At 39.1% G+C, this 19,192-nt stretch carries 19 protein-coding genes, 1 other RNA gene and 1 other annotated feature; of the genes, 1 reads left to right on the top strand and 19 read right to left on the bottom strand.

The genetic code is table 11. The annotated features are described in order from the left end of the window. Positions 1–5: 5 nt before the first annotated feature. From ABC255_RS07675 to cymR, 15 genes are all read right to left on the bottom strand, one after another. The gene (locus ABC255_RS07675; protein ID WP_412992514.1) at positions 6–701 is read right to left on the bottom strand and encodes an O-methyltransferase; all 696 of its coding nucleotides are present in this window, start codon (positions 699–701) and stop codon (positions 6–8) included. A gap of 108 nt (positions 702–809) precedes the next feature. Then, positions 810–1,943, bottom strand: a complete 1,134-nt coding sequence (gene mltG / locus ABC255_RS07670; RefSeq protein WP_412992512.1) for an endolytic transglycosylase MltG — start codon at positions 1,941–1,943, stop codon at positions 810–812. 181 nt (positions 1,944–2,124) lie between these two features. Continuing rightward, a complete protein-coding gene (locus tag ABC255_RS07665; protein WP_045517819.1) occupies positions 2,125–2,415 on the bottom strand; it encodes a DUF1292 domain-containing protein in 291 nt (96 codons plus the stop codon). 12 nt (positions 2,416–2,427) lie between these two features. Continuing rightward, positions 2,428–2,844 carry a Holliday junction resolvase RuvX gene (gene ruvX, locus ABC255_RS07660; RefSeq protein WP_412992510.1) on the bottom strand — a complete coding sequence of 139 codons (417 nt, stop codon included), beginning with the start codon at positions 2,842–2,844 and terminating at the stop codon, positions 2,428–2,430. Between the two features lie 3 nt (positions 2,845–2,847). Then, a complete protein-coding gene (locus ABC255_RS07655; protein ID WP_335528017.1) occupies positions 2,848–3,114 on the bottom strand; it encodes an IreB family regulatory phosphoprotein in 267 nt (88 codons plus the stop codon). A gap of 88 nt (positions 3,115–3,202) precedes the next feature. Next, positions 3,203–5,836, bottom strand: a complete 2,634-nt coding sequence (gene alaS, locus ABC255_RS07650; protein WP_412992507.1) for an alanine--tRNA ligase — start codon at positions 5,834–5,836, stop codon at positions 3,203–3,205. A gap of 87 nt (positions 5,837–5,923) precedes the next feature. Then, positions 5,924–6,140 (bottom strand) — a binding site (T-box leader). Between the two features lie 62 nt (positions 6,141–6,202). Further along, on the bottom strand, positions 6,203–7,282 hold the full coding sequence (locus tag ABC255_RS07645) for an AI-2E family transporter (protein ID WP_412992505.1): 1,080 nt from the start codon (positions 7,280–7,282) through the stop codon (positions 6,203–6,205). A 94-nt stretch (positions 7,283–7,376) separates the two neighbouring features. Beyond that, positions 7,377–7,511, bottom strand: a complete 135-nt coding sequence (locus ABC255_RS07640; protein WP_082799354.1) for a YrzQ family protein — start codon at positions 7,509–7,511, stop codon at positions 7,377–7,379. Between the two features lie 77 nt (positions 7,512–7,588). Then, positions 7,589–7,780 carry a hypothetical protein gene (locus ABC255_RS07635; RefSeq protein ID WP_412992502.1) on the bottom strand — a complete coding sequence of 64 codons (192 nt, stop codon included), beginning with the start codon at positions 7,778–7,780 and terminating at the stop codon, positions 7,589–7,591. Between the two features lie 12 nt (positions 7,781–7,792). Next, positions 7,793–8,278 (bottom strand): PRC-barrel domain-containing protein, encoded by a 486-nt coding sequence (locus ABC255_RS07630; RefSeq protein WP_412992500.1) that lies wholly within the window; start codon positions 8,276–8,278, stop codon positions 7,793–7,795. A gap of 21 nt (positions 8,279–8,299) precedes the next feature. After that, a complete protein-coding gene (gene recD2, locus ABC255_RS07625; protein WP_412992498.1) occupies positions 8,300–10,708 on the bottom strand; it encodes an SF1B family DNA helicase RecD2 in 2,409 nt (802 codons plus the stop codon). A 34-nt stretch (positions 10,709–10,742) separates the two neighbouring features. Then, positions 10,743–11,396 (bottom strand): tetratricopeptide repeat protein, encoded by a 654-nt coding sequence (locus ABC255_RS07620; protein WP_412992496.1) that lies wholly within the window; start codon positions 11,394–11,396, stop codon positions 10,743–10,745. Between the two features lie 117 nt (positions 11,397–11,513). Then, positions 11,514–12,632, bottom strand: a complete 1,119-nt coding sequence (mnmA, locus tag ABC255_RS07615; RefSeq protein WP_412992495.1) for a tRNA 2-thiouridine(34) synthase MnmA — start codon at positions 12,630–12,632, stop codon at positions 11,514–11,516. A 38-nt stretch (positions 12,633–12,670) separates the two neighbouring features. Further along, complete coding sequence (locus ABC255_RS07610) at positions 12,671–13,813, bottom strand: cysteine desulfurase family protein (RefSeq protein ID WP_412992494.1); 1,143 nt, start codon at positions 13,811–13,813, stop codon at positions 12,671–12,673. A gap of 108 nt (positions 13,814–13,921) precedes the next feature. After that, a complete protein-coding gene (gene cymR / locus ABC255_RS07605) occupies positions 13,922–14,341 on the bottom strand; it encodes a cysteine metabolism transcriptional regulator CymR (RefSeq protein ID WP_412992493.1) in 420 nt (139 codons plus the stop codon). 148 nt (positions 14,342–14,489) lie between these two features. Here cymR and ABC255_RS07600 point away from each other — a divergent pair, with 148 nt between their 5' ends. Beyond that, a complete protein-coding gene (locus tag ABC255_RS07600) occupies positions 14,490–15,761 on the top strand; it encodes a replication-associated recombination protein A (protein WP_412992491.1) in 1,272 nt (423 codons plus the stop codon). Between the two features lie 30 nt (positions 15,762–15,791). On the opposite strand, the gene ABC255_RS07595 is transcribed toward ABC255_RS07600, so the two are convergent. The 4 genes from ABC255_RS07595 to ssrS all read right to left on the bottom strand — a co-directional run bounded on the left by ABC255_RS07595 (position 15,792) and on the right by ssrS (position 19,153). Then, on the bottom strand, positions 15,792–16,742 hold the full coding sequence (locus tag ABC255_RS07595) for an ABC transporter permease (RefSeq protein ID WP_412992489.1): 951 nt from the start codon (positions 16,740–16,742) through the stop codon (positions 15,792–15,794). Further along, positions 16,735–17,661 carry an ABC transporter ATP-binding protein gene (locus ABC255_RS07590; RefSeq protein ID WP_412992487.1) on the bottom strand — a complete coding sequence of 309 codons (927 nt, stop codon included), beginning with the start codon at positions 17,659–17,661 and terminating at the stop codon, positions 16,735–16,737. The genes ABC255_RS07595 and ABC255_RS07590 overlap by 8 nt, the downstream gene beginning before the upstream one ends. A gap of 100 nt (positions 17,662–17,761) precedes the next feature. Next, positions 17,762–18,529, bottom strand: coding sequence for a tRNA threonylcarbamoyladenosine dehydratase (locus ABC255_RS07585; protein ID WP_412992485.1), 768 nt, complete (start codon positions 18,527–18,529; stop codon positions 17,762–17,764). Between the two features lie 429 nt (positions 18,530–18,958). Beyond that, positions 18,959–19,153: non-coding RNA, 6S RNA (ssrS, locus tag ABC255_RS07580), on the bottom strand. Between the last annotated feature and the right edge of the window lie 39 nt (positions 19,154–19,192).

Genomic DNA, 19,192 nt, shown 5'->3' with positions numbered 1-19,192 from the left:
TTGATTCACCTCTTCTTTTTACTAATTGCGATTCCATCGCCAACAGGAAGAATAACAGTGTGATAATCGGGGTGACTCATCAGCCATTGGTTGAAACCATCAATTTTTTTAACGAGATTACGAATCCGTTTTGATTCGATTTCTTCTTCTGTTACGAGACCTTTAAATAAAACATTATCCGTTATGATTATTCCATCAACATTCAGGTATTTTGAATATATTTCAAAGAATTTTTTATATTGACCTTTTGCAGCGTCTACAAAAATGGTATCGTATGGTGCTTGTCCCTTTACAAGTTCCTCAACTTCAAGGGCATCACCTTTAATCAATAAAATCTGTTCGCCATGTTTCGAACGACTCATATATTCTTCAGCTGCCTGAATTCTTTCTAAATCTCTTTCTATCGTAACAATCGACGCATCTGGCAGTGCCTCCGCCATACGCAATGCCGAATATCCTATTGCAGTACCTACCTCCAGAATCTTTTTCGAATCCTGAATTCTTAAAAGCTGCAGCAATGCTTCAATTCCCACCAGCTCCATAATAGGTACTTTATTTTCTTTAGCGTATCCTTCCATTTCGATAAACAATGGTTCACGCGATGGAATTAGTTCCTCAATATAAGAATGCAGTTTATCATTCAACAAACTGCCATCACCTGCCTTTAAAGCATTGTTGCCATTATATAGTTCTTTAGACATGAAAAAATAGCGTTCAATAGAAACGCTATTATCTGCTCATAAAACACTTGAACTATTTTATCACAAACAAGGAGGAAAGAAAACTATTCCTCCTTGTTATTTCACTAATTATTGATTGGTAATATGCTCTGCTTTCGCAGCATTGTGCTCATCTAGAGTATTTGTAAAAATTACATCCCCTCCTGCTGTAGCAAGGAAATATAAATGTTTTGTGTCTGCTGGATTCACTGCTGCATCCAGAGAATCTTTACCTGCATTTGCAATGGGGCCAGGAGGAAGCCCTTTATGTTTATAAGTATTATAAGGTGAATCAACTTCTAAGTCCTCGTATAATACTCTTTCTTTGTGTTTTCCTTGTGCATAAAGTACAGTTGGATCTGTTTGTAAAGGCATTCCTTGCTCGATTCGATTATAAAATACACTTGAGATTTTTTTACGGTCAGCCTTTTTCGTTGCTTCTTCCTCAATCAATGAGGACATGGTTAGCAGCTGGTGTGCAGTAATCTCCTCATCACTGGAATCTGCAAGATATGGTGTTATCACTTTTCGAGTCTGATCCAGCATGGTTACAACCATTTCTTCTATTGTTGGATTCGTTTTGTAAAAAGGATAGGTTGCTGGGAACAAGTAACCCTCGAGTGGATATTTAATATTTGGATTTAAAATATCTGTTGTGAGTAAATCAGGATATTTCCCCATCAATGTTTGGATGAATGTTCGATCATTTAATTGATTAAACACTTCATCTTCCGGTTTATTGACTCCCTTAGCCATAATTTGGGCAATTTCTCTTAATTGTTTACCTTCTGGAATCGTTAACTGGAACGCTGCCTGTTGGAGTACTTTACCTGTTTTTAAGCGATTAATAATTTCTGGAATCTCCATTGAAGGACTCAATTCATACTCTCCAGCCATAAAACCTGCTTCATTTTTAAACTTGACATAATATTTAAAGACTTTAGCATTTTTAATAATTCCACTTGCTTCTAATTTTTGAGATATCCCCGTAACCGATGAACCAATCGGAATTTCTACCTTTTTTTGAACTTTACTGTCCTTATCAACTGGTTCAAGGGCAGACTTGATGTAGAGGTAACCCCCTCCGCCAATAAAAATTAATATTAAAAGGGTTACAATCGTAATGGTTAATACGATTCTGCGAACAATTCTTGCTTCGCTTTGGTGCTCAAGCATTTTTTTGCGAATGACCTCTTTTTTCGAGTGTGTCTCTTCTGATGACATTTTAGTGCCCCTCCCATTTGCCGGTTAAACATATATCTTTCAAACTCTTTTTTTCACTTTTTTAAAATAGCTTATCAGATATTATTTCAGCATATATAGCGAAAAATGTCAATTTTTCTGCGAAAGCGCATTCACAAAACAACAAAAAAAGCGACCCTTCGTCAGGATCACTCTTTCCATATTATTCTTCGTCTTCTTGTTCGTCAAAGAAGGTATTAAGCATTTCTTCTACCATATCCCATTCTTCTTCGGTTTCGATAGGAATTAATTCCCCTTCGCCGTCTTCATCATTAGGATTAAAGGCATATGCATGAATCTCAGGACCCTCTTCATCGTCCTCTACGCCGCCTACTTGTTGAAACAAAACATATGACTTGCCAAAATCCTCTGATTCAAATGTAAAAAGTACTTCACATAATTGTTCATTACCTTTTTCATCTACAATTGTAATTTGATTTTCTCCGTGTTCCATAACTTCACCTCATTAATTTTTGCTATCCAGATAGCCTTGTAGAATCATCGATGCTGCCATTTTATCAATAACTTTCTTTCGCTTTTTACGGCTGACATCCGCTTCAAGCAAGACTCGCTCTGCTGCCATTGTCGTTAATCGCTCGTCCCATAAAATCGTTGGAACTGCAAACTGGTTTTCAATTTCCTCTGCGTATCGCTTGCTCGCTTCACCTCGAGGTCCTATAGTCCCATTCATATTCTTTGGCAAACCGATGACAACTTGACTAATTCCATACTCTTTTATTAATTGACCAATTTCGTCAAAACCAAACTTACTTTTTTCTTCGTCAATTTTTAGGGTTTTGAGGCCCTGTGCAGTCCAGCCAAGTTCATCACTTATGGCAATACCGACTGTCTTAGAGCCCACATCTAATCCCATAATTCGCATTTCTTAACCCTCACGTCGTTGTTTTAAATAGAACTTAACCAATTCCTCAATAATTTCATCCCGCTCGAGTTTACGAATGATATTCCTTGCGTCACGATGACGGGGAATATAAGCAGGATCTCCGGAAAGTAAATATCCGACGATTTGATTAATTGGGTTATATCCTTTTTCTTGCAGGGCTTCATGAACTTGAAATAGAACATCATTTACGTCATGTTCAAAAGGCTCTTCAGGAAAATTAAATCTCATCGTTTTATCTAATGAGCTCATCATATGCACCTCGCATTTTTAGTAGAGGAGATAACTGCCTTGACTAGTTAGTTTAGTTACCACCATTTTACACTACTTTGTCCCATTATCAAATTGATTTTACCCATTCTTCAACGAATTGCAGTGCAGAGTCGAGTTTTTCAGGATCTTTACCACCAGCCTGAGCCATATCCGGACGGCCTCCGCCTCCTCCACCGCATCTCGTTGCGACTTCTTTGATTAATTTACCAGCATGGTATCCCTTGTCAATTAAATCCTTTGTCACCGCTGCGATTAAGTTAACTTTCCCTTCATTAACACTTCCTAGCAGGATAACAGCGGAACCGATTTTTTGTTTCAAATCATCGGCCATATTTCGTAAGTTATTCATATCAGAAGCTTGGACTTTTGCAGCTAATACAGTTACACCGTCAATTTGCTTTGCTTTTGATACGAGGTTACCAGCCTCAATATTCCCTAACTTAGCGGCAAGTGACTCGTTTTCCCGCTGAAGTTGTTTGATCTCAGCCATTAAGACTTCTATCCGGTTTACAACCTCTTTTGGATTGGTTTTTAACTTGTCAGCTGCATCTTTTAATAACGCAACTTGGTCATTCATCAATTGATATGCAGATTCACCCGTTACAGCTTCAATTCTTCTTGTACCGGCACCAATTCCGCCTTCAGAAACAATTTTAAACAACCCAATTACAGAAGTGTTTGGTACGTGACAGCCGCCGCATAGCTCTAAGCTATATTCCCCTACTTTAACGACACGAACAATATCGCCATATTTTTCACCGAAAAGCGCCATTGCACCCATTGATTTTGCCTCAGCGATTGGCTTTAAGCTAATATTTACTTCGATATTCTTCCAGATTTTTTCGTTAACGATCCTTTCAATTTCCTCTAATTCCTCGGGCTGTACCTGTCCAAAATGCGAGAAATCAAAACGAAGACGGTCTGGTTCTACAAGTGAACCTGCCTGGTTGACATGCGTTCCCAATACATCTTTTAACGCTTGGTGAAGCAAGTGAGTAGCAGTATGATTTTTTATAATCTGAACGCGATTCTCTTGATTAACAATTGCTGTCACTTTTGCATCCGTCTTTAGTATTCCTGACTCGACCACTGCTTTATGAAGATTTTGACCATTTGGTGCCTTTTGTACATCCAATACACTAACAGTAACACCTTCTGCTTGTATGATTCCACGGTCAGCAATTTGCCCGCCGCTCTCCGCATAAAAAGGCGTAACATCAAGAATTAGCTGTACTTCGTCTCCACTGAATGCTTCGTCAACTAATTCTCCATGTTTAACAATCGCCACAATTGTTGAGCTCGTTTCAAGCTGGTCATAACCGATAAATTTACTTTCAACTACAATGTCACCTAGTACACCGCCTTGAACCTGCATACTGCCAACATCCTGACGCGCAGAACGAGCTCGTTCCCGCTGTAATTCCATTTCCGTTTCAAAACCAGCGTGATCAATTTTCATGCCCTCTTCTTCTGCATATTCTTCAGTTAGCTCAACAGGGAAACCGTAGGTATCATAAAGACGGAAAACATCACTTCCAGAAATAGTATCGCTGCCTTTTTCCTTCTCTTTCTTAATCACATTGCCTAGTATGGATAAACCTTCGTGTAATGTTTCGTGGAAACGTTCTTCTTCATTTTTAATGACTTTCTGAATGAACTCTGTTTTGTCTTTTACCTCTGGGTAAAAATCATGCATGATTTCTCCTACTACAGGAACTAGTTCATACATAAATGGTCGGTTTATATTAATTTGTTTAGCATAACGAACCGCACGGCGCAGTAAACGGCGTAGTACATACCCACGACCTTCATTAGAAGGCAGCGCTCCATCACCAACAGCGAATGCTACCGTACGAATATGGTCAGCAATTACCTTAAATGCTGTATCCTTTTCTTTCCCCTCACCATATTTAACACCAGAAATTTCTTCTGTAGCTCTGATAATTGGGATAAACAAATCTGTATCAAAGTTAGTTGGTACGTTTTGAACGACGGAAGCCATTCTTTCTAGTCCCATACCTGTATCAATGTTCTTCTTTGGCAGTGGTGTATAGGTATTGTCTGGGTTATGATTAAACTGTGAAAATACAAGGTTCCAAACCTCTAGATAACGTTCATTTTCACCGCCTGGATATAATTCTGGATCTGTTGGGTCATCTCCATACTCTGGACCTCTGTCATAGAAGATTTCAGTATTTGGTCCACTTGGTCCTTCACCAATATCCCAGAAGTTCCCTTCTAGGCGAATAATTCGTTCCTCTGGAATACCGATCTTTTTATTCCAAAGCTCAAATGCTTCATGGTCCTCGGGGTGAACCGTAACGGAAAGCAGTTCAGGGTTCCAGCCAATCCATTTTTTATCCGTTAAAAATTCCCATGCCCACTCGATTGCTTCTTCTTTGAAATATTCACCAATGGAAAAGTTCCCTAGCATTTCAAAAAAAGTATGATGGCGTGCTGTTTTGCCAACATTTTCAATATCGTTGGTACGGATTGATTTTTGTGCATTCGTGATCCTTGGATTATCAGGAATTACACGTCCATCGAAGTATTTTTTTAATGTAGCAACACCACTATTAATCCACAACAAAGAAGGATCATCATGAGGAACAAGCGACGCACTTGGTTCAACAGCATGCCCTTTTTCCTGAAAAAAGTCTAAATACATTTTACGAATTTCCGAGCCAGTCAAGTATTTCATATTATTTTTACCCTCCTCTTAAGTTAAAAAAGAACACAAAAAAGCCCTCATCCCATGGTGAAGTTTCTTATTGCGGAACTTCACCGGAACAGGGACGAGAGCTAACTCGCGGTACCACCCTGATTATGAACACAAAAAACACGTGTTCACCTCTCAAATAATGCCTTAACGCGGCAATGACGGCAGTGGTTAGCTGCACTCCGGACTAGCTTTCTGTTATCCTTCATCTAGAGCTTCTCGCAGCCAAGGAAGCTCCTCTCTTAGAGATGGACTACAACATACTTGGGTCCTTCAACATGTTAATCCAAAATATTCTATAACCGGATTATAGCTACACAAAAAACGTTTGTCAATCCAATACCTGTTTTATGATGCAGGTTCCTTCACTTTTCCGCGTGCAAAATGATTTTTAGCGTGAAGAATGCTGACTTTAAGGACAACAAGAACGGGTACCGCAACTATCATTCCAATAATTCCTCCTATTTCCCCTCCTGAAGTTAACGCTACCATAATCATTAACGGGTGCATATGCAGACTCTTTCCAACAATATAAGGGGAAAGGATATTGCCTTCCAGAAATTGCAATCCAAAAACGATCGCGATTGTAATAATTACTAACTTAACCGAGCTTGTTGCAGCAATAAACACAGCTGGAACCGCCCCTATTATTGGACCAAAATAGGGAATGACATTTGTGACTCCAATAATCATTCCTAATAGTAAGGGATACTTTAAGTGAAATATCCAAAAGAAAACCGTCGAAAGACTTCCGATAATGAGACAGACAAGGAGCTGGCCCCTAATATAGCTCCCCAGCGATTCATCAATATCTTTAAGAAATCGAGTTCCTTTTCTCCGCCATTGTTTAGGTGTGATATACCAAACGGCTCTTTTTATGGTGGTGAAATCCTTTAACATATAAAAAGCAATAAAAGGGATAATCATCAACGCAAAGGCAAAATTCAAAATGTTTAATAAGGAATCCACGATTACAGTTAGGAGAGAATCTAACTTCTTTTCAAAACCTATGATACCTTCATTAATCCGCTCTTGAAGTCCGTCTGGCCACTCACGTGTATGTGATTGAAGTTCTTTAATCCAGCTTCGATATTGCTCTGCTAAGATTGGAGCACTTTCTGCCAGTTCCCGTACTTGAGAAATAAAGGCGGGTATTCCTTTATATATAGCTAGACCAATACCGCCAAAAAAAAGAAAATAAATGAAGAAAATGGCTAATCCCCGGTGCAGGCCCTTTTCATGCAGCTTTTCAACGATAGGATGGAGCAAATAAGTAATAAAACCACCTATAAAGAAAGGGAGGATAATAACAAAAACCACTCTAACGATAGGCAGCCAGAAAAAACGAATTTTTAAAAAAACATAAATAGCAATCAGTAAAAGAAGCAAAAAACCGATTCGATAAAACCATTTAACGCGAATTTCCACCGATGCATGCCCCCCTTATCTACTATATTTTTGCAGTCAGATACCGGATTTATACATACGGCAAAAATCCCCCTCATCATGAGGGGGATTAATATTAGAATAAAGCACGTTTTACTTTTCTTTGCATTCTTTTCATTTGACGGCCAGACATCATGTTGTTTCTTTGCGCAATATTATAGGCGGCCATTCCAACTCCAAATGCAACCACTGAAGTCATTACTTTATTCATACGTCTCACCTCTTCTGTAGTTTGACAGTGCTTCGACCTTGATAACTGTCTACCTTCAGTAACTAAGTGTTTCCACTTTAAACGGTGTAACGACGCTCTTCTTCTTCAAACAAGTCATCTAAGGAACTGAGTGTACCATCTTCTTCGACTTGATGGGTATTAATGATGCCTTTGGCGAGAGACAATTCGATAAAACAATTCCAGCAATAATATTGGTTTATTCCGATTTTGCCGATATCCTTGCTCTGACAATTGGGACACTTGAGCATGAAAAGAACACCTCACGTATGATTAACGTCTACGATGATGGCATCCTTTCCGATCGCAGGGGGCTTCTCGGATTGTATAATCTGTTTCCCTTCCGTTATATCCGAAAAGAAACCATCCGTAATTTCGTACCCTACGATTGTGCCCAATTCCTCATGAAAATATACATCCTCTAACAATCCGAGTGACTCTCCGCTTTTTGAAATAAGCATTTTTCCATTTAGAGAGTGTTGATGAAAAAGGGTATATTCTGGATTTGTTCTAAGTCTTTCTAGGGATTCATTCTCTTCAATCATGACCCCATCCCAGCCAAATGATAATACATCCTCAATGTCCAGGAAATAGGATTGTTTAAAGAAAACGCCTTTTTTAACCAAAAGGCCCTTAACTACCCCATCAGTTGAGATACATAAGTCTGTAACCTCGCCAATTTTCGAGCCAGTTTTGTATTCAAACACCGGCTGTCCTTTTAATAAAGCAAATGTTCGCAGAGTGCCCACCTCCTGTGAACATTTATAGTTTTAGTCAATTACCATGAAATCATAAGGTGAAACGTTTTCCATGCCAATCATTGGATTTACCTGCATTAATATTTCCTCTGCTGATAATGTTTCGTCATGATCTGGTTCTACATCAGGTTCTTTGACTATTATCATTTCATGGAGTTTTTGGGATAATGTGGTTTGTCTGCTTTGTTCATCTGCTCTTTCGACACCCATCCTTAGTGCTTCCTCTTCTCCACACAAGATTAGCGATTGCTTAGCCCTTGTGATGGCAGTATAAATGAGGTTTCTTCTTAACATTCGAAAATAGCTTCTTGTAATGGGGAGAATGACGATTGGGAATTCACTGCCTTGCGATTTATGTACCGAGCAGCAATAAGCATGTGTAATTTGATTTAGGTCCTGACGAGTATATTCGACTTCATTTCCTTCGAAAGAAATGTATACCATATCTTGTTTTTCTGTATTTTCCTTTGCATAGATAATCGAAATAATTTCTCCAATATCACCGTTAAAAACATTGCTTTCCGGCTGATTTACAAGCTGCAGCACTTTATCACCGATGCGATATTTTACATCCCCAAATGCAATTTCCTTACGGGTACCGCCTGGGTTAGGATTAAAAATTTCCTGCAGCAGTACGTTTAGGCGGTCAATACCTGCAGGACCTCTGTACATCGGTGCCAGCACTTGAATATCCTTTGCTGAATACCCTTTACTTTTGGCATTAAGCGCAACCTTTTCAATCACCTGAGGAATCTGAGGTGTTGAGCATTTGATGAATGAACGGTCAGGCTGCTTTAAGGTCACATTTGTAGGCAAATATCCTTTTTTAATGTCATGTGCCAGTTCAATAATCGAAGAACCTTCAGCCTGGCGATAAATATCTGTTAATCTTACAGTGGGAACAACCTCTGATTTCAATAAATCCTTTAGAACCTGACCAGGTCCAACAGAGGGCAGTTGATCTTCGTCACCAACGAGAATGACTTGAATATGATCCGGCAATGCTTTAAACAGTTGATTGGCTAACCAAATATCCAGCATCGATGTCTCATCGACGATGAGAATTTTCCCTTCTAAAGGACTACTGTCATCATGATCAAATGCTTCTGTACCATTTAAGCCAAGTAAGCGATGAATCGTTACAGCCGGCAGTCCGGTTGATTCACTCATCCTCTTTGCTGCTCTGCCTGTTGGGGCTGCAAGCAAAAAAGGAAAAGGCTCTCCCTTTGCATGATAATCCTTAGGCTCTAATGAACATCCATGCAATTCTGCATAAAGCTCAACTATCCCTTTAATAACAGTAGTTTTACCGGTTCCAGGGCCCCCGGTAAGGATTAACATTGGAGACATTAACGCTGTTTGTATCGCTTCCCTTTGTGTTGGGGCATATTGTACGTTTAGTCTTTCCTCAAGATTCCCTAACGCCAGCAAAAATTCAGATTCAGGAAATTGATCCTTATATTGAGTTTGTTCTAAGATTTTTTTTATATTTGTTACTAATCCTTTTTCAGCAAAGTACAAAGAAGGCAAATAGACACGCTTTTCCTCACCAACTAATTTTCCCTCTTCTTCAAGTTTCACAATCTCTGTTGAAATATCGGTAAATTCAATTTGATCACGTTTATTTTCTTCTAACAGGTTTTTAACCTGTATCAGCAAATCCTCTGCATGCACATATACATGCCCGGTCTGCATGCTTTCGTTTTCCATCGAATAAAGACAGGCTGCTTTTATCCTGTCAGGATGATTGCCTGATATTCCAAGTTGATAGCCCAGCTCGTCAGCCCGGCCAAACCCAATCCCCTCAATATCCTCAACGAGTTTATAGGGATTCTTTTGAATAATATCCAGGGTTTCATCCTTATAGGTTTGATACATTCTCATTGATAGCTGCGGTCCAAAACCATATTGATTTAATGCGACCATTACCTGCTCGAGACCCTGGTGCTCCATCAAGGTATCATAGAGCATTTTTGCTTTGTCAGGAGGAAGCTTTGGTACAGAATCAAGTAAAGAGGGCTGATTTAATATTTTTGAAATCGCATTTTCCCCTAATGTTTCAACAATATTTTCAGCTGTTTTCTTCCCAATCCCTTTAAACATCTCGCTAGATAAATAAGCTGCTACCCCTTGCTTTGTTTGAGGAATGTCTTTACGAAAATGTTTCGTTTGAAATTGCATGCCAAACTTCGGGTGGTCCTTAAAGTCACCAAAGAAAATATAGGTTTCATGCTCATGAATTTTAGGAAAATAGCCTGTGATCACCGCTTCCTTGTCTTCATATTCATGGTTTGTTTCTTCGACACGAATTCTTAATACCGTGTAAAGATTTTGCTCATTATGAAAAATCGTAACTAGGTGTTTTCCTTTAACGAACTTCCCTTGCTCAGCAAATAAATCAAGCGAGCTTTGCTTGTCCACGGGTGCTTCCTCCTTTCTATTTGTTGAAATGAGTTTATTTTGCTGATTCAATCAATTTTTTCGCGTGTCCTGCTAATAAATGATCCGGTTGAATCTCAAGTGCTTTATCAAACATGGCTAAAGCTTTATCTGCATTTTCTTTGAAGGCATAGGATACACCTAGATTATAAAGGGCGTCTGTATGCTCCCCATCTAATTCGATACATTTTTCAAATTGGACAATCGCCTCATCAATTAATTCAAGCTGTGCAAGACATAATCCATACTGAAAACGCGCTTCAGCATCTTCCTCATTAAGTTCGACACTTCTTTGTAAATAAGGCAGTGCAAATTTCCCTTGATCAAGCTGTACAAGGGTTAGACCGAGCATGAAATAGTTATCACTTGTGTGAAGACCTTTTTTCATTGCTTGTTCAAACATATTTTTAGCCTTATCAAATTGGTCGAAACTGAAATAAATCGTACCAGCACTATAATAAGCAGCTGCTGTATTTTCATCTAATTCGATTGCCTTTTGGTAAAATTTTAATGCTTTCTCATCATCTCCGACAGCAGAAAGCACATTACCAAAATTTATGTATGCAATGGGATCGTTCGGATTTTCTTCTATAATCTCATTAAAGATCTTCGCCGCCTCTTCCCATTTACCTTCTTGCATGTATTGAACACCTAATTGGTTTTTATCCATGTTAATATCACTCCGTTCTACTTGAGAGTATATCATATTAGGAAAATTTACGTGAATATAGGAGGTGGATTCCCTTTGAACAAAAAGCCCCGATTCCAGATGGAATCAGGGCTTTTTTTAGCCAACATATGTCAAACGTTGTCCATCTTTAAAAACTACATCGATGGTACCGCCGCCAAGGCATTCATCACCATTGTAAAATACAACTGCCTGTCCAGGAGTTACTGCACGAATCGGTTCATCAAAGATTACTCTAACTTTATTGTCGTCCATAATCTGTACTGTCACTTTATTGTCTTCCTGACGGTACCTGAATTTTGCCGTACATGTAAACTCAGAAGGCTTCTCCCGATCGGATACCCAGCTTACGTTATCAGCAATAATGGAGTCCGAATAGAGCAATTCATTATGAAAGCCTTGTCCGACATAAAGGATATTTCTCTTTAAATCCTTGCCAATTGCAAACCAAGGCTCACCTGAACCGCCAATTCCTAAACCATGACGCTGCCCGATGGTATGGTACATCAGGCCTTCATGCTTTCCTTTTACCTCTCCATCCATTGTTTCCATTTTTCCTGGCTGAGCTGGAAGGTATTGTCCAAGGAACTCTTTAAAGTTACGTTCACCGATAAAACATATTCCAGTGCTGTCTTTTTTCGTCGCAGTTGCTAGATTTGCTTCCTTGGCAATTTCACGCACTCTTGATTTCTCTAAATTACCGATTGGAAACATAACTTTACTCAACTGTTCCTGATTCAATTGATTTAAAAAATAAGTCTGGTCCTTATTTTCATCTTTACCGCGGAGCATTTTGTACTCGCCGTCCCGGTATTCTACTTGAGCATAATGACCTGTAGCAAGGTAATCTGCACCTAAGTTCACTGCATGCTCAAGAAAAGCTTTAAACTTAATTTCTTTGTTACACATGACATCTGGGTTTGGCGTCCTGCCTGCCTTGTATTCCTCAAGGAAATAGGTAAATACCTTGTCCCAATATTGTTTTTCAAAATTAACAGCGTAATATGGAATACCAATTTGATTACACACACGAATGACATCATTGTAATCCTCAGTTGCGGTACAAAATCCAGTATCATCCGTATCATCCCAGTTTTTCATGAAGATTCCGATGACATCATAGCCTTGCTGTTTTAATAACAACGCAGCGACAGATGAATCGACGCCTCCTGACATACCAACAACCACACGAATATCTTTTGGTTCTCTTTTTTCCATTGTTCTCACCTCTCTTTACTTTAAAAAATGTCGTGCATTTATTTTTTCAGACGAGAAACTATTCTTGCCGTCTCTTCAGCTGTTTTGATGATTTGGTCTTCTGTCGTGTTAAAACCAAAGCTGAAACGGATAGAATTGATCAACACATCTGATTCTTTACCAAACATTGCCACCAGGACATGTGAAGGTTCAATCGAACCTGCAGTGCATGCAGATCCACTTGAAACGGCTATACCAGCTAAATCAAGGTTAACCAGCATCGCTTCCACGTTTGTTCCAGGAAAGCTTAAGTTTAATACATGAGGCATTGATTTTTCAAGCAATCCGTTTATGGAAAACTCAATATTATGTGCAGCCAGTTTTTCAACAAATGTTTTCTTAAATCCTTGATACTTTTCCCGTCTTGCTAATCGTTCTTCAGAGGCGATTTTTACAGCTTCTTGAAATCCAACAATGGCAGCAACATTTTCCGTACCTGCTCGTCTTTTCCGTTCCTGCTCACCACCAAAAGCACGGGGGACCAATTTAACCTTGTCACGTACATAAAGGAAACCGGTCCCTTTAGGCCCGTTTATTTTATGTGCGGAAACAGATAATAGGTCAACATTCATTTCAATCACATTGACGTCTTCAATTCCATATGCCTGAACAGCATCAGTATGAAACAACGCCTGATGAGATTTAAGAATATCGCCAATTTCTTTTATAGGCTGAAGAGTTCCCACTTCATTATTCCCATTCATAACGGATACAAGAATGGTATCTTCCCTTAAGGCCGTACTAAGGTCATCAAGTGATATTTCTCCTGTTTCATCGACTGGTAGATAGGTTACCTCAAAGCCCATTTTTTCTAATTGTTGGCAGGCATGAAGCACCGCATGGTGTTCTACTTGAGTGGTGATAATGTGCTTACCTTTATGCTGGTTGCTTTCAGCAGCTCCAAATAATGCCATATTATCAGCTTCTGTACCACCGCTTGTAAAAATAATTTCATTTTCCTTAGCTCCAATACTCCGAGCCAACGTTTCTCGTGCCAAATCAATATAATGCCGTGCTTCCCGTCCAAACGAATGAATGCTAGATGGATTACCAAAATTTTTATTCATAACTTCCATCATTATTTCAATTACCCTTGGGTGCATGGGAGTTGTAGCAGCATGGTCAAGATAGATTCTTTCCATCGTTCCACCTTCAATCAAAATAATTCTCTATTCTACTGTTAACATTAAATATGGCTCTTTTCTTAACCAGTATTGCTTTTTGAAACAAAATTTATTAAGAAAACAGCCTTAAATGTAAAACATATAACCGTCTGTCTCTGTATCGTTGCTGTGACTAGCTAGATCGTCAAGAGTGGTATTATCGAGGACGGATTTAATAGCGTCGCGAATACGGATCCAAAGCTCCCGTTGTGCTGGCTCTTCATCCTCAATTCCTTCCACAAGTGTAATTGGTCCTTCGAGTACGCGAATGACATCTCCAGCGGTAATTTTAGTTGGAACATCAGCCAGAACATAACCTCCGTAAGCACCGCGGATACTTTTCACTAAGCCAGCATTTCTTAAAGGAGCGATCAGTTGTTCAAGATAATGCTCAGATAAGTTGTTTGCTTGGGCAATCGTTTTTAATGATGTTGGGCCTTCTCCTTGATTTTTAGCGAGTTCAATCATAATCGTTAATCCGTAGCGACCTTTTGTTGAAATTCTCATATTTTACACCTCTATTATTTTTATTTCATTAAATACACAGTAATTTGATAGGCATTAGCAATTATATCATATTGTACTTTAATATGCTTTTCGATGAGAAAATGGTAGAGTTAAATGGACCTTTATTTTTTAGTTGGAGAGATGAAGTATGCAGCAAAAGCCGCTGGCATTTCGAATGCGCCCTAGAACTATTGAAGAAATCGTCGGACAGCAGCACCTTGTTGCCGATGATAAAATTATTGCCCGTATGGTAAAAGCCAAACAGCTGACATCAATGATTTTATATGGACCACCAGGAATAGGCAAAACCTCGATTGCAAGTGCAATCGCTGGCAGCACCAAATATGCCTTCCGTACACTGAACGCGGTCACTAACAATAAAAAAGACATGGAAATCGTTGCTGCAGAGGCAAAAATGTCCGGAAAAGTAATTCTGCTACTCGATGAGGTCCATCGTCTTGATAAAGGAAAACAGGATTTCCTATTACCTTTTTTAGAAAATGGCATGATTACCCTTATTGGTGCCACAACGAGTAACCCATATCACGCGATTAATCCCGCTATCCGCAGCCGCTGTCAAATTTTCGAACTCAAACCTTTAACCCCTGATGAAATCAAACTTGCATTAATCCGTGCCATCGAGGACGACGAGCGTGGGTTCGGAAAGCAAAAGATTGAGATTACCGAGGAAGCATTAACTCATTTTGCAAGCGCCTCGAATGGAGATGTCCGCAGCTCGTTAAATGCACTAGAACTTGCCGTCCTTTCGACCGACAAGGATGAAGAGGAAGTCATCCAAATCGATATTAAAAGTGCTGAAGAATGCATGCAAAAGAAAAGCTATGGCTCCGACAAAGATGGTGATGGTCATTATGATGTGCTTTCTGCGTTTCAAAAATCCATTCGTGGAAGCGATGTGAATGCGGCCCTGCATTATTTAGGAAGATTAATTGAAGCGGGTGATCTTCAAAGTATTAGTAGAAGGCTACTCGTAATCGCCTATGAAGATGTTGGTTTAGCCAGTCCACAAGCGGGTGCTCGTACTCTAGCCGCTATAGAAACTTCAGAGAGAATAGGTTTTCCTGAAGCTCGAATTCCCTTAGCAAATGCCGTAATCGAGTTATGTTTGTCGCCGAAATCCAACTCAAGCGTAATAGCAATTAGTGAAGCCATTTCCGATATTCAAAAAGGAAATATTGGTGAAGTACCTGACCATTTGCGTGACGCTCATTATAAAGGAGCACAAGAGCTAGGCAGAGGAATCGGATACTTATATCCACATGATTATGAATCCGGCTGGGTGCCTCAGCAATATCTGCCTAACAAACTAAAGAACAAGCAATATTATCAACCTAAGAAAACAGGTAAGTTTGAACAGGCTCTAGCAGTAGTTTATGAAAAACTGAGCCGTAAAAAATAACCTCTGGTGCAACCGCCAGAGGTCTTTTTTTTATGCTGCGACATCTCTCTTTTTAAAAACATAGAAAGCCAAAAGTTGAAAAATCACGAAGTAAATAATAAGCATGATAATCGAGAATGACATCGTCATACCCTCAAGTAGCGGCGTTCCCTCGATATACTGCATTAAATTGGTGTTGGCAAATAAAATGTATTTTGCCCAATCAAACTTCATTGACAACAGTGCCGTGAACTGACTACCCGTGAACATTAAAAATAGTGATAGCCCGATCGCCAAAGAGCTGTTTCGGAAGACAGATGAAATCATGAAAGCCATCGTTGCCAGCATAATCATCTCAATCGATCCTAAACCATAGTAAATGATTAAATGAACAACGATATGCTGCTCGGATACTTTGCCATTAAAATAATTCAAATAAGGAAGTGCTTGCTCCGGGAACCCAAAAAGGATAGCGCCAAGCAGGGCTGAAAATGCAAATAAAATCCCAACCATTAGCAAAGCATACAACAAAACTGTTATATATTTTGACAATAATATTTTACCTCGATTGATCGGACGGATTAACAGCAGTTTAATCGTTCCCCAATTAAATTCACTAGCTACGATTCCTGCAGAAATCACAATCGTAAACAATCCTGCTAATAAGATAAGCTCTGAATTGTCTTTTACAAATGACCAGACATTATATTTTTCTCGAAAAGGAATATCATGCTCAATCCTATATTCATTGATAGCGATTTGTTTTTTATAGTATTGCTGCTCTGTTTTAATAGGACTAGATTCTAATTGCTTTTTCAATGCCTCATTTTCCTGTTGTAATACTGGTTTCCATTCTTCGGTCACATTCGGTTCCTCTTCGACCAGATTATATTTCATAAAGATTCCCGTGACTGAGATAATGACTAATAGAATACCAATCATTACATAGGTTCCTGGTCTTCTAAAAATTTTCATCCATTCATTGCGAATTAAATTAATCATGGTCTATAGCCCCCTTATCTGCGGTAACTTCAAGGAAGCGGTCTTCTAATGTTTTCGATACTTCTTTAATTCCAAACACTTGTATATCCTCTTCAATGAACCTTTTTACCATTGCAGGTACATTTTCTTTGGCAAGCTCCAGAGTTATGCCGTTTCGTGAAGAAGTAACAGGGATATCGGGAAAGTCCTTTTTCACAAGGGTTAATGCTTTATCACTCGGAATAATTTCAAACTCAAAACTGGCAGTGCTGCCGTGTACAAACTCTTGTACCAGTTGGACGTCAATAAGCTGCCCCTTCTGAATGATCCCGATCCGATCACACATCATTTCCATTTCAGAAAGGATATGGCTTGAAACAATGACAGCCATATTTTTTTCTCTTGCTAAAAGACGAATATAATCCCGAATTTCTCTTATTCCTGCAGGATCCAGTCCGTTTGTCGGTTCATCCAAAATCAATACTTTGGGATCATGTAAAAGGCACTGTGCCAATCCCAATCTTTGCCGCATCCCAAGGGAGTAAGTTTTTACTTTATCATGAATTCTGCCTGACAATCCAACTAGTTTAACTGTCTCATCAATCTTTTCCTTTGTAATTCCCTTTACCATTCGCGCATAGTGTATGAGGTTTTGATAGCCGCTTAGAAATTTGTACATTTCCGGATTCTCAACGATGGCTCCCACATGTCTCACGGCATCTTCAAAATTCGTTTTTATACTTTTCCCACCGATCATGATATCCCCTGATGTAATATCGATCAGACCAACAATCATACGAATAGTGGTTGTTTTACCGGCTCCATTTGGTCCTAGAAAACCAAATACTTCACCTTTATTAACCTCAAAGCTGATATTATCTATAATCGTTCTTCCTTTAATCACTTTGGTAACATCTTTTATGACTACAATTGATTCCAATAAACTTCCCCCTCTCTCCATCAAGTTTACCGTATAATAGATAAAATTTCCCATTTTTATATAAAAAATAAACCCCGACCTTTAGGTTCGGGGCTAAGTATTATTTTTCATCCGCTACACGTGTAATTTTGATATCTGCAAGCAATTGTCTAACGACATAGCTTGCCATGATTAATCCGCAAGCAGATGGGACGAAGGCGTTAGAGGATGGTGGCATTTGTGCTTTACGAATTGGCGCGTTCGCATTCCCAACCTCTTTCTTAATATCTTCACGAATGACAATCGGACTTTCATCAGAAAAAACCACTGGAATGCCCTTGTGGATTCGTTCTTTACGCAGCTTCGTGCGGATTACTTTTGCGATTGGATCTGTATGCGTTTTTGAAATATCAGCTATCTTAAAGCGAGTTGGGTCCATTTTATTGGCCGCACCCATGCTGGAGATAATCGGGATATTTCGGTTTAGACATTCTTTCATGAGATGAATTTTATAAATAATGGTATCAGAGGCGTCAACGACAAAATCCAAGCCATGACTGAAGAACTCTTCATACGTTTCTTCTGTATAAAACATCTTTAAGGCAATAACTTCACAATCGGGATTAATGTCTTTAATTCGTTCTTTCATAAGTTCAGCTTTTGGTTGTCCTACCGTTGAAAGGAGTGCGATAAGCTGACGATTAACATTTGTAATATCAACAGTATCTTTATCGACTAATATCAGCCGGCCAACTCCAGAGCGTGCAAGTGCTTCAGCAGCAAAAGAGCCGACACCGCCAATTCCTAATACAGCGACGGTACTGTTTTTCATAATATCTAAGCCTTCTTTGCCAATGGCAAGTTCATTACGAGAAAATTGATGCAGCATGTGGATCCTCCAGATATATAAATTCGACTTACTAATATCATTTACCCTAAAAAAATATAACATACTTCCCTATAAATTCAAGTATTTCTATAGGGATTAACAATATCTAAAGAGTTGTTAGAAGAGGATACTTCCCCTATTTATTTGGCTCACGATTTATGGGCACAATCATACCGGTATGGTTCCCCTATTTCTTCGACTCATCATTTACGGGCACAATCATGCTGGTATAGTTCCTCTATTTCTTCAACTCATCATTTACGGGCACAATCAACAGGGTATTGTTCCCCTATTTCTTCAACTCATCATTTATGGGCACAATCAACAGGGTATTGTTCCCCTATTTCTTCGACTCATCATTTATGGGCACAATCCCATTTTCCCCAAAAATAAAAATAGCCCCCTGCTTATGCAGGAGACTATTTTTATAAGGGTCCCAATGGTGCCGTCGCGCTTAGTTCCTTCTTTTGATCCCGCATATCAGCAGGTGGGTGTCTTATTCCAAGTTTATGTAAGTCCCTTTAACCGTATAGGTTGAGGCTTTTACGCAGCTTGAAAACGCAGACTCCCGAAGAAATAATGTTGGTCAAAAGTTAGGTAATACAACGTACATTTCAGGACACTTATTTGATTGATTTTATAATACCATAAAGTAATAGACCG

Origin of the sequence: Neobacillus canaveralius (assembly GCF_047237705.1) — a bacterium.
GTDB lineage: Bacteria > Bacillota > Bacilli > Bacillales > Cytobacillaceae > Neobacillus > Neobacillus niacini_K.
The sequence above is the reverse complement of the archived record's forward strand: the minus strand, read 5'-3'. Positions and strand labels throughout refer to the sequence as shown.

Bases quoted from the DNA above. Each gene is read 5' to 3' on its own strand.
- mltG (WP_412992512.1), bottom strand. From the start codon at position 1,943: ATGTCATCAGAAGAGACACACTCGAAAAAAGAGGTCATTCGCAAAAAA.
- mnmA (WP_412992495.1), bottom strand. From the start codon at position 12,632: ATGGAAAAAAGAGAACCAAAAGATATTCGTGTGGTTGTTGGTATGTCA.
- cymR (WP_412992493.1), bottom strand. From the start codon at position 14,341: ATGAGAATTTCAACAAAAGGTCGCTACGGATTAACGATTATGATTGAA.
- ruvX (WP_412992510.1), bottom strand. From the start codon at position 2,844: ATGCGAATTATGGGATTAGATGTGGGCTCTAAGACAGTCGGTATTGCC.
- ABC255_RS07595 (WP_412992489.1), bottom strand. From the start codon at position 16,742: ATGATTAATTTAATTCGCAATGAATGGATGAAAATTTTTAGAAGACCA.
- ABC255_RS07635 (WP_412992502.1), bottom strand. From the start codon at position 7,780: ATGCTCAAGTGTCCCAATTGTCAGAGCAAGGATATCGGCAAAATCGGA.
- ABC255_RS07585 (WP_412992485.1), bottom strand. From the start codon at position 18,529: ATGCTGCATCAATTTTCTCGTAATGAACTTGCCATTGGCAAAGAAGGC.
- ABC255_RS07675 (WP_412992514.1), bottom strand. From the start codon at position 701: ATGTCTAAAGAACTATATAATGGCAACAATGCTTTAAAGGCAGGTGAT.
- alaS (WP_412992507.1), bottom strand. From the start codon at position 5,836: ATGAAATACTTGACTGGCTCGGAAATTCGTAAAATGTATTTAGACTTT.
- ABC255_RS07665 (WP_045517819.1), bottom strand. From the start codon at position 2,415: ATGGAACACGGAGAAAATCAAATTACAATTGTAGATGAAAAAGGTAAT.
- ABC255_RS07620 (WP_412992496.1), bottom strand. From the start codon at position 11,396: ATGGATAAAAACCAATTAGGTGTTCAATACATGCAAGAAGGTAAATGG.
- ABC255_RS07600 (WP_412992491.1), top strand. From the start codon at position 14,490: ATGCAGCAAAAGCCGCTGGCATTTCGAATGCGCCCTAGAACTATTGAA.
- ABC255_RS07655 (WP_335528017.1), bottom strand. From the start codon at position 3,114: ATGAGCTCATTAGATAAAACGATGAGATTTAATTTTCCTGAAGAGCCT.
- ABC255_RS07610 (WP_412992494.1), bottom strand. From the start codon at position 13,813: ATGGAAAGAATCTATCTTGACCATGCTGCTACAACTCCCATGCACCCA.
- ABC255_RS07640 (WP_082799354.1), bottom strand. From the start codon at position 7,511: ATGAATAAAGTAATGACTTCAGTGGTTGCATTTGGAGTTGGAATGGCC.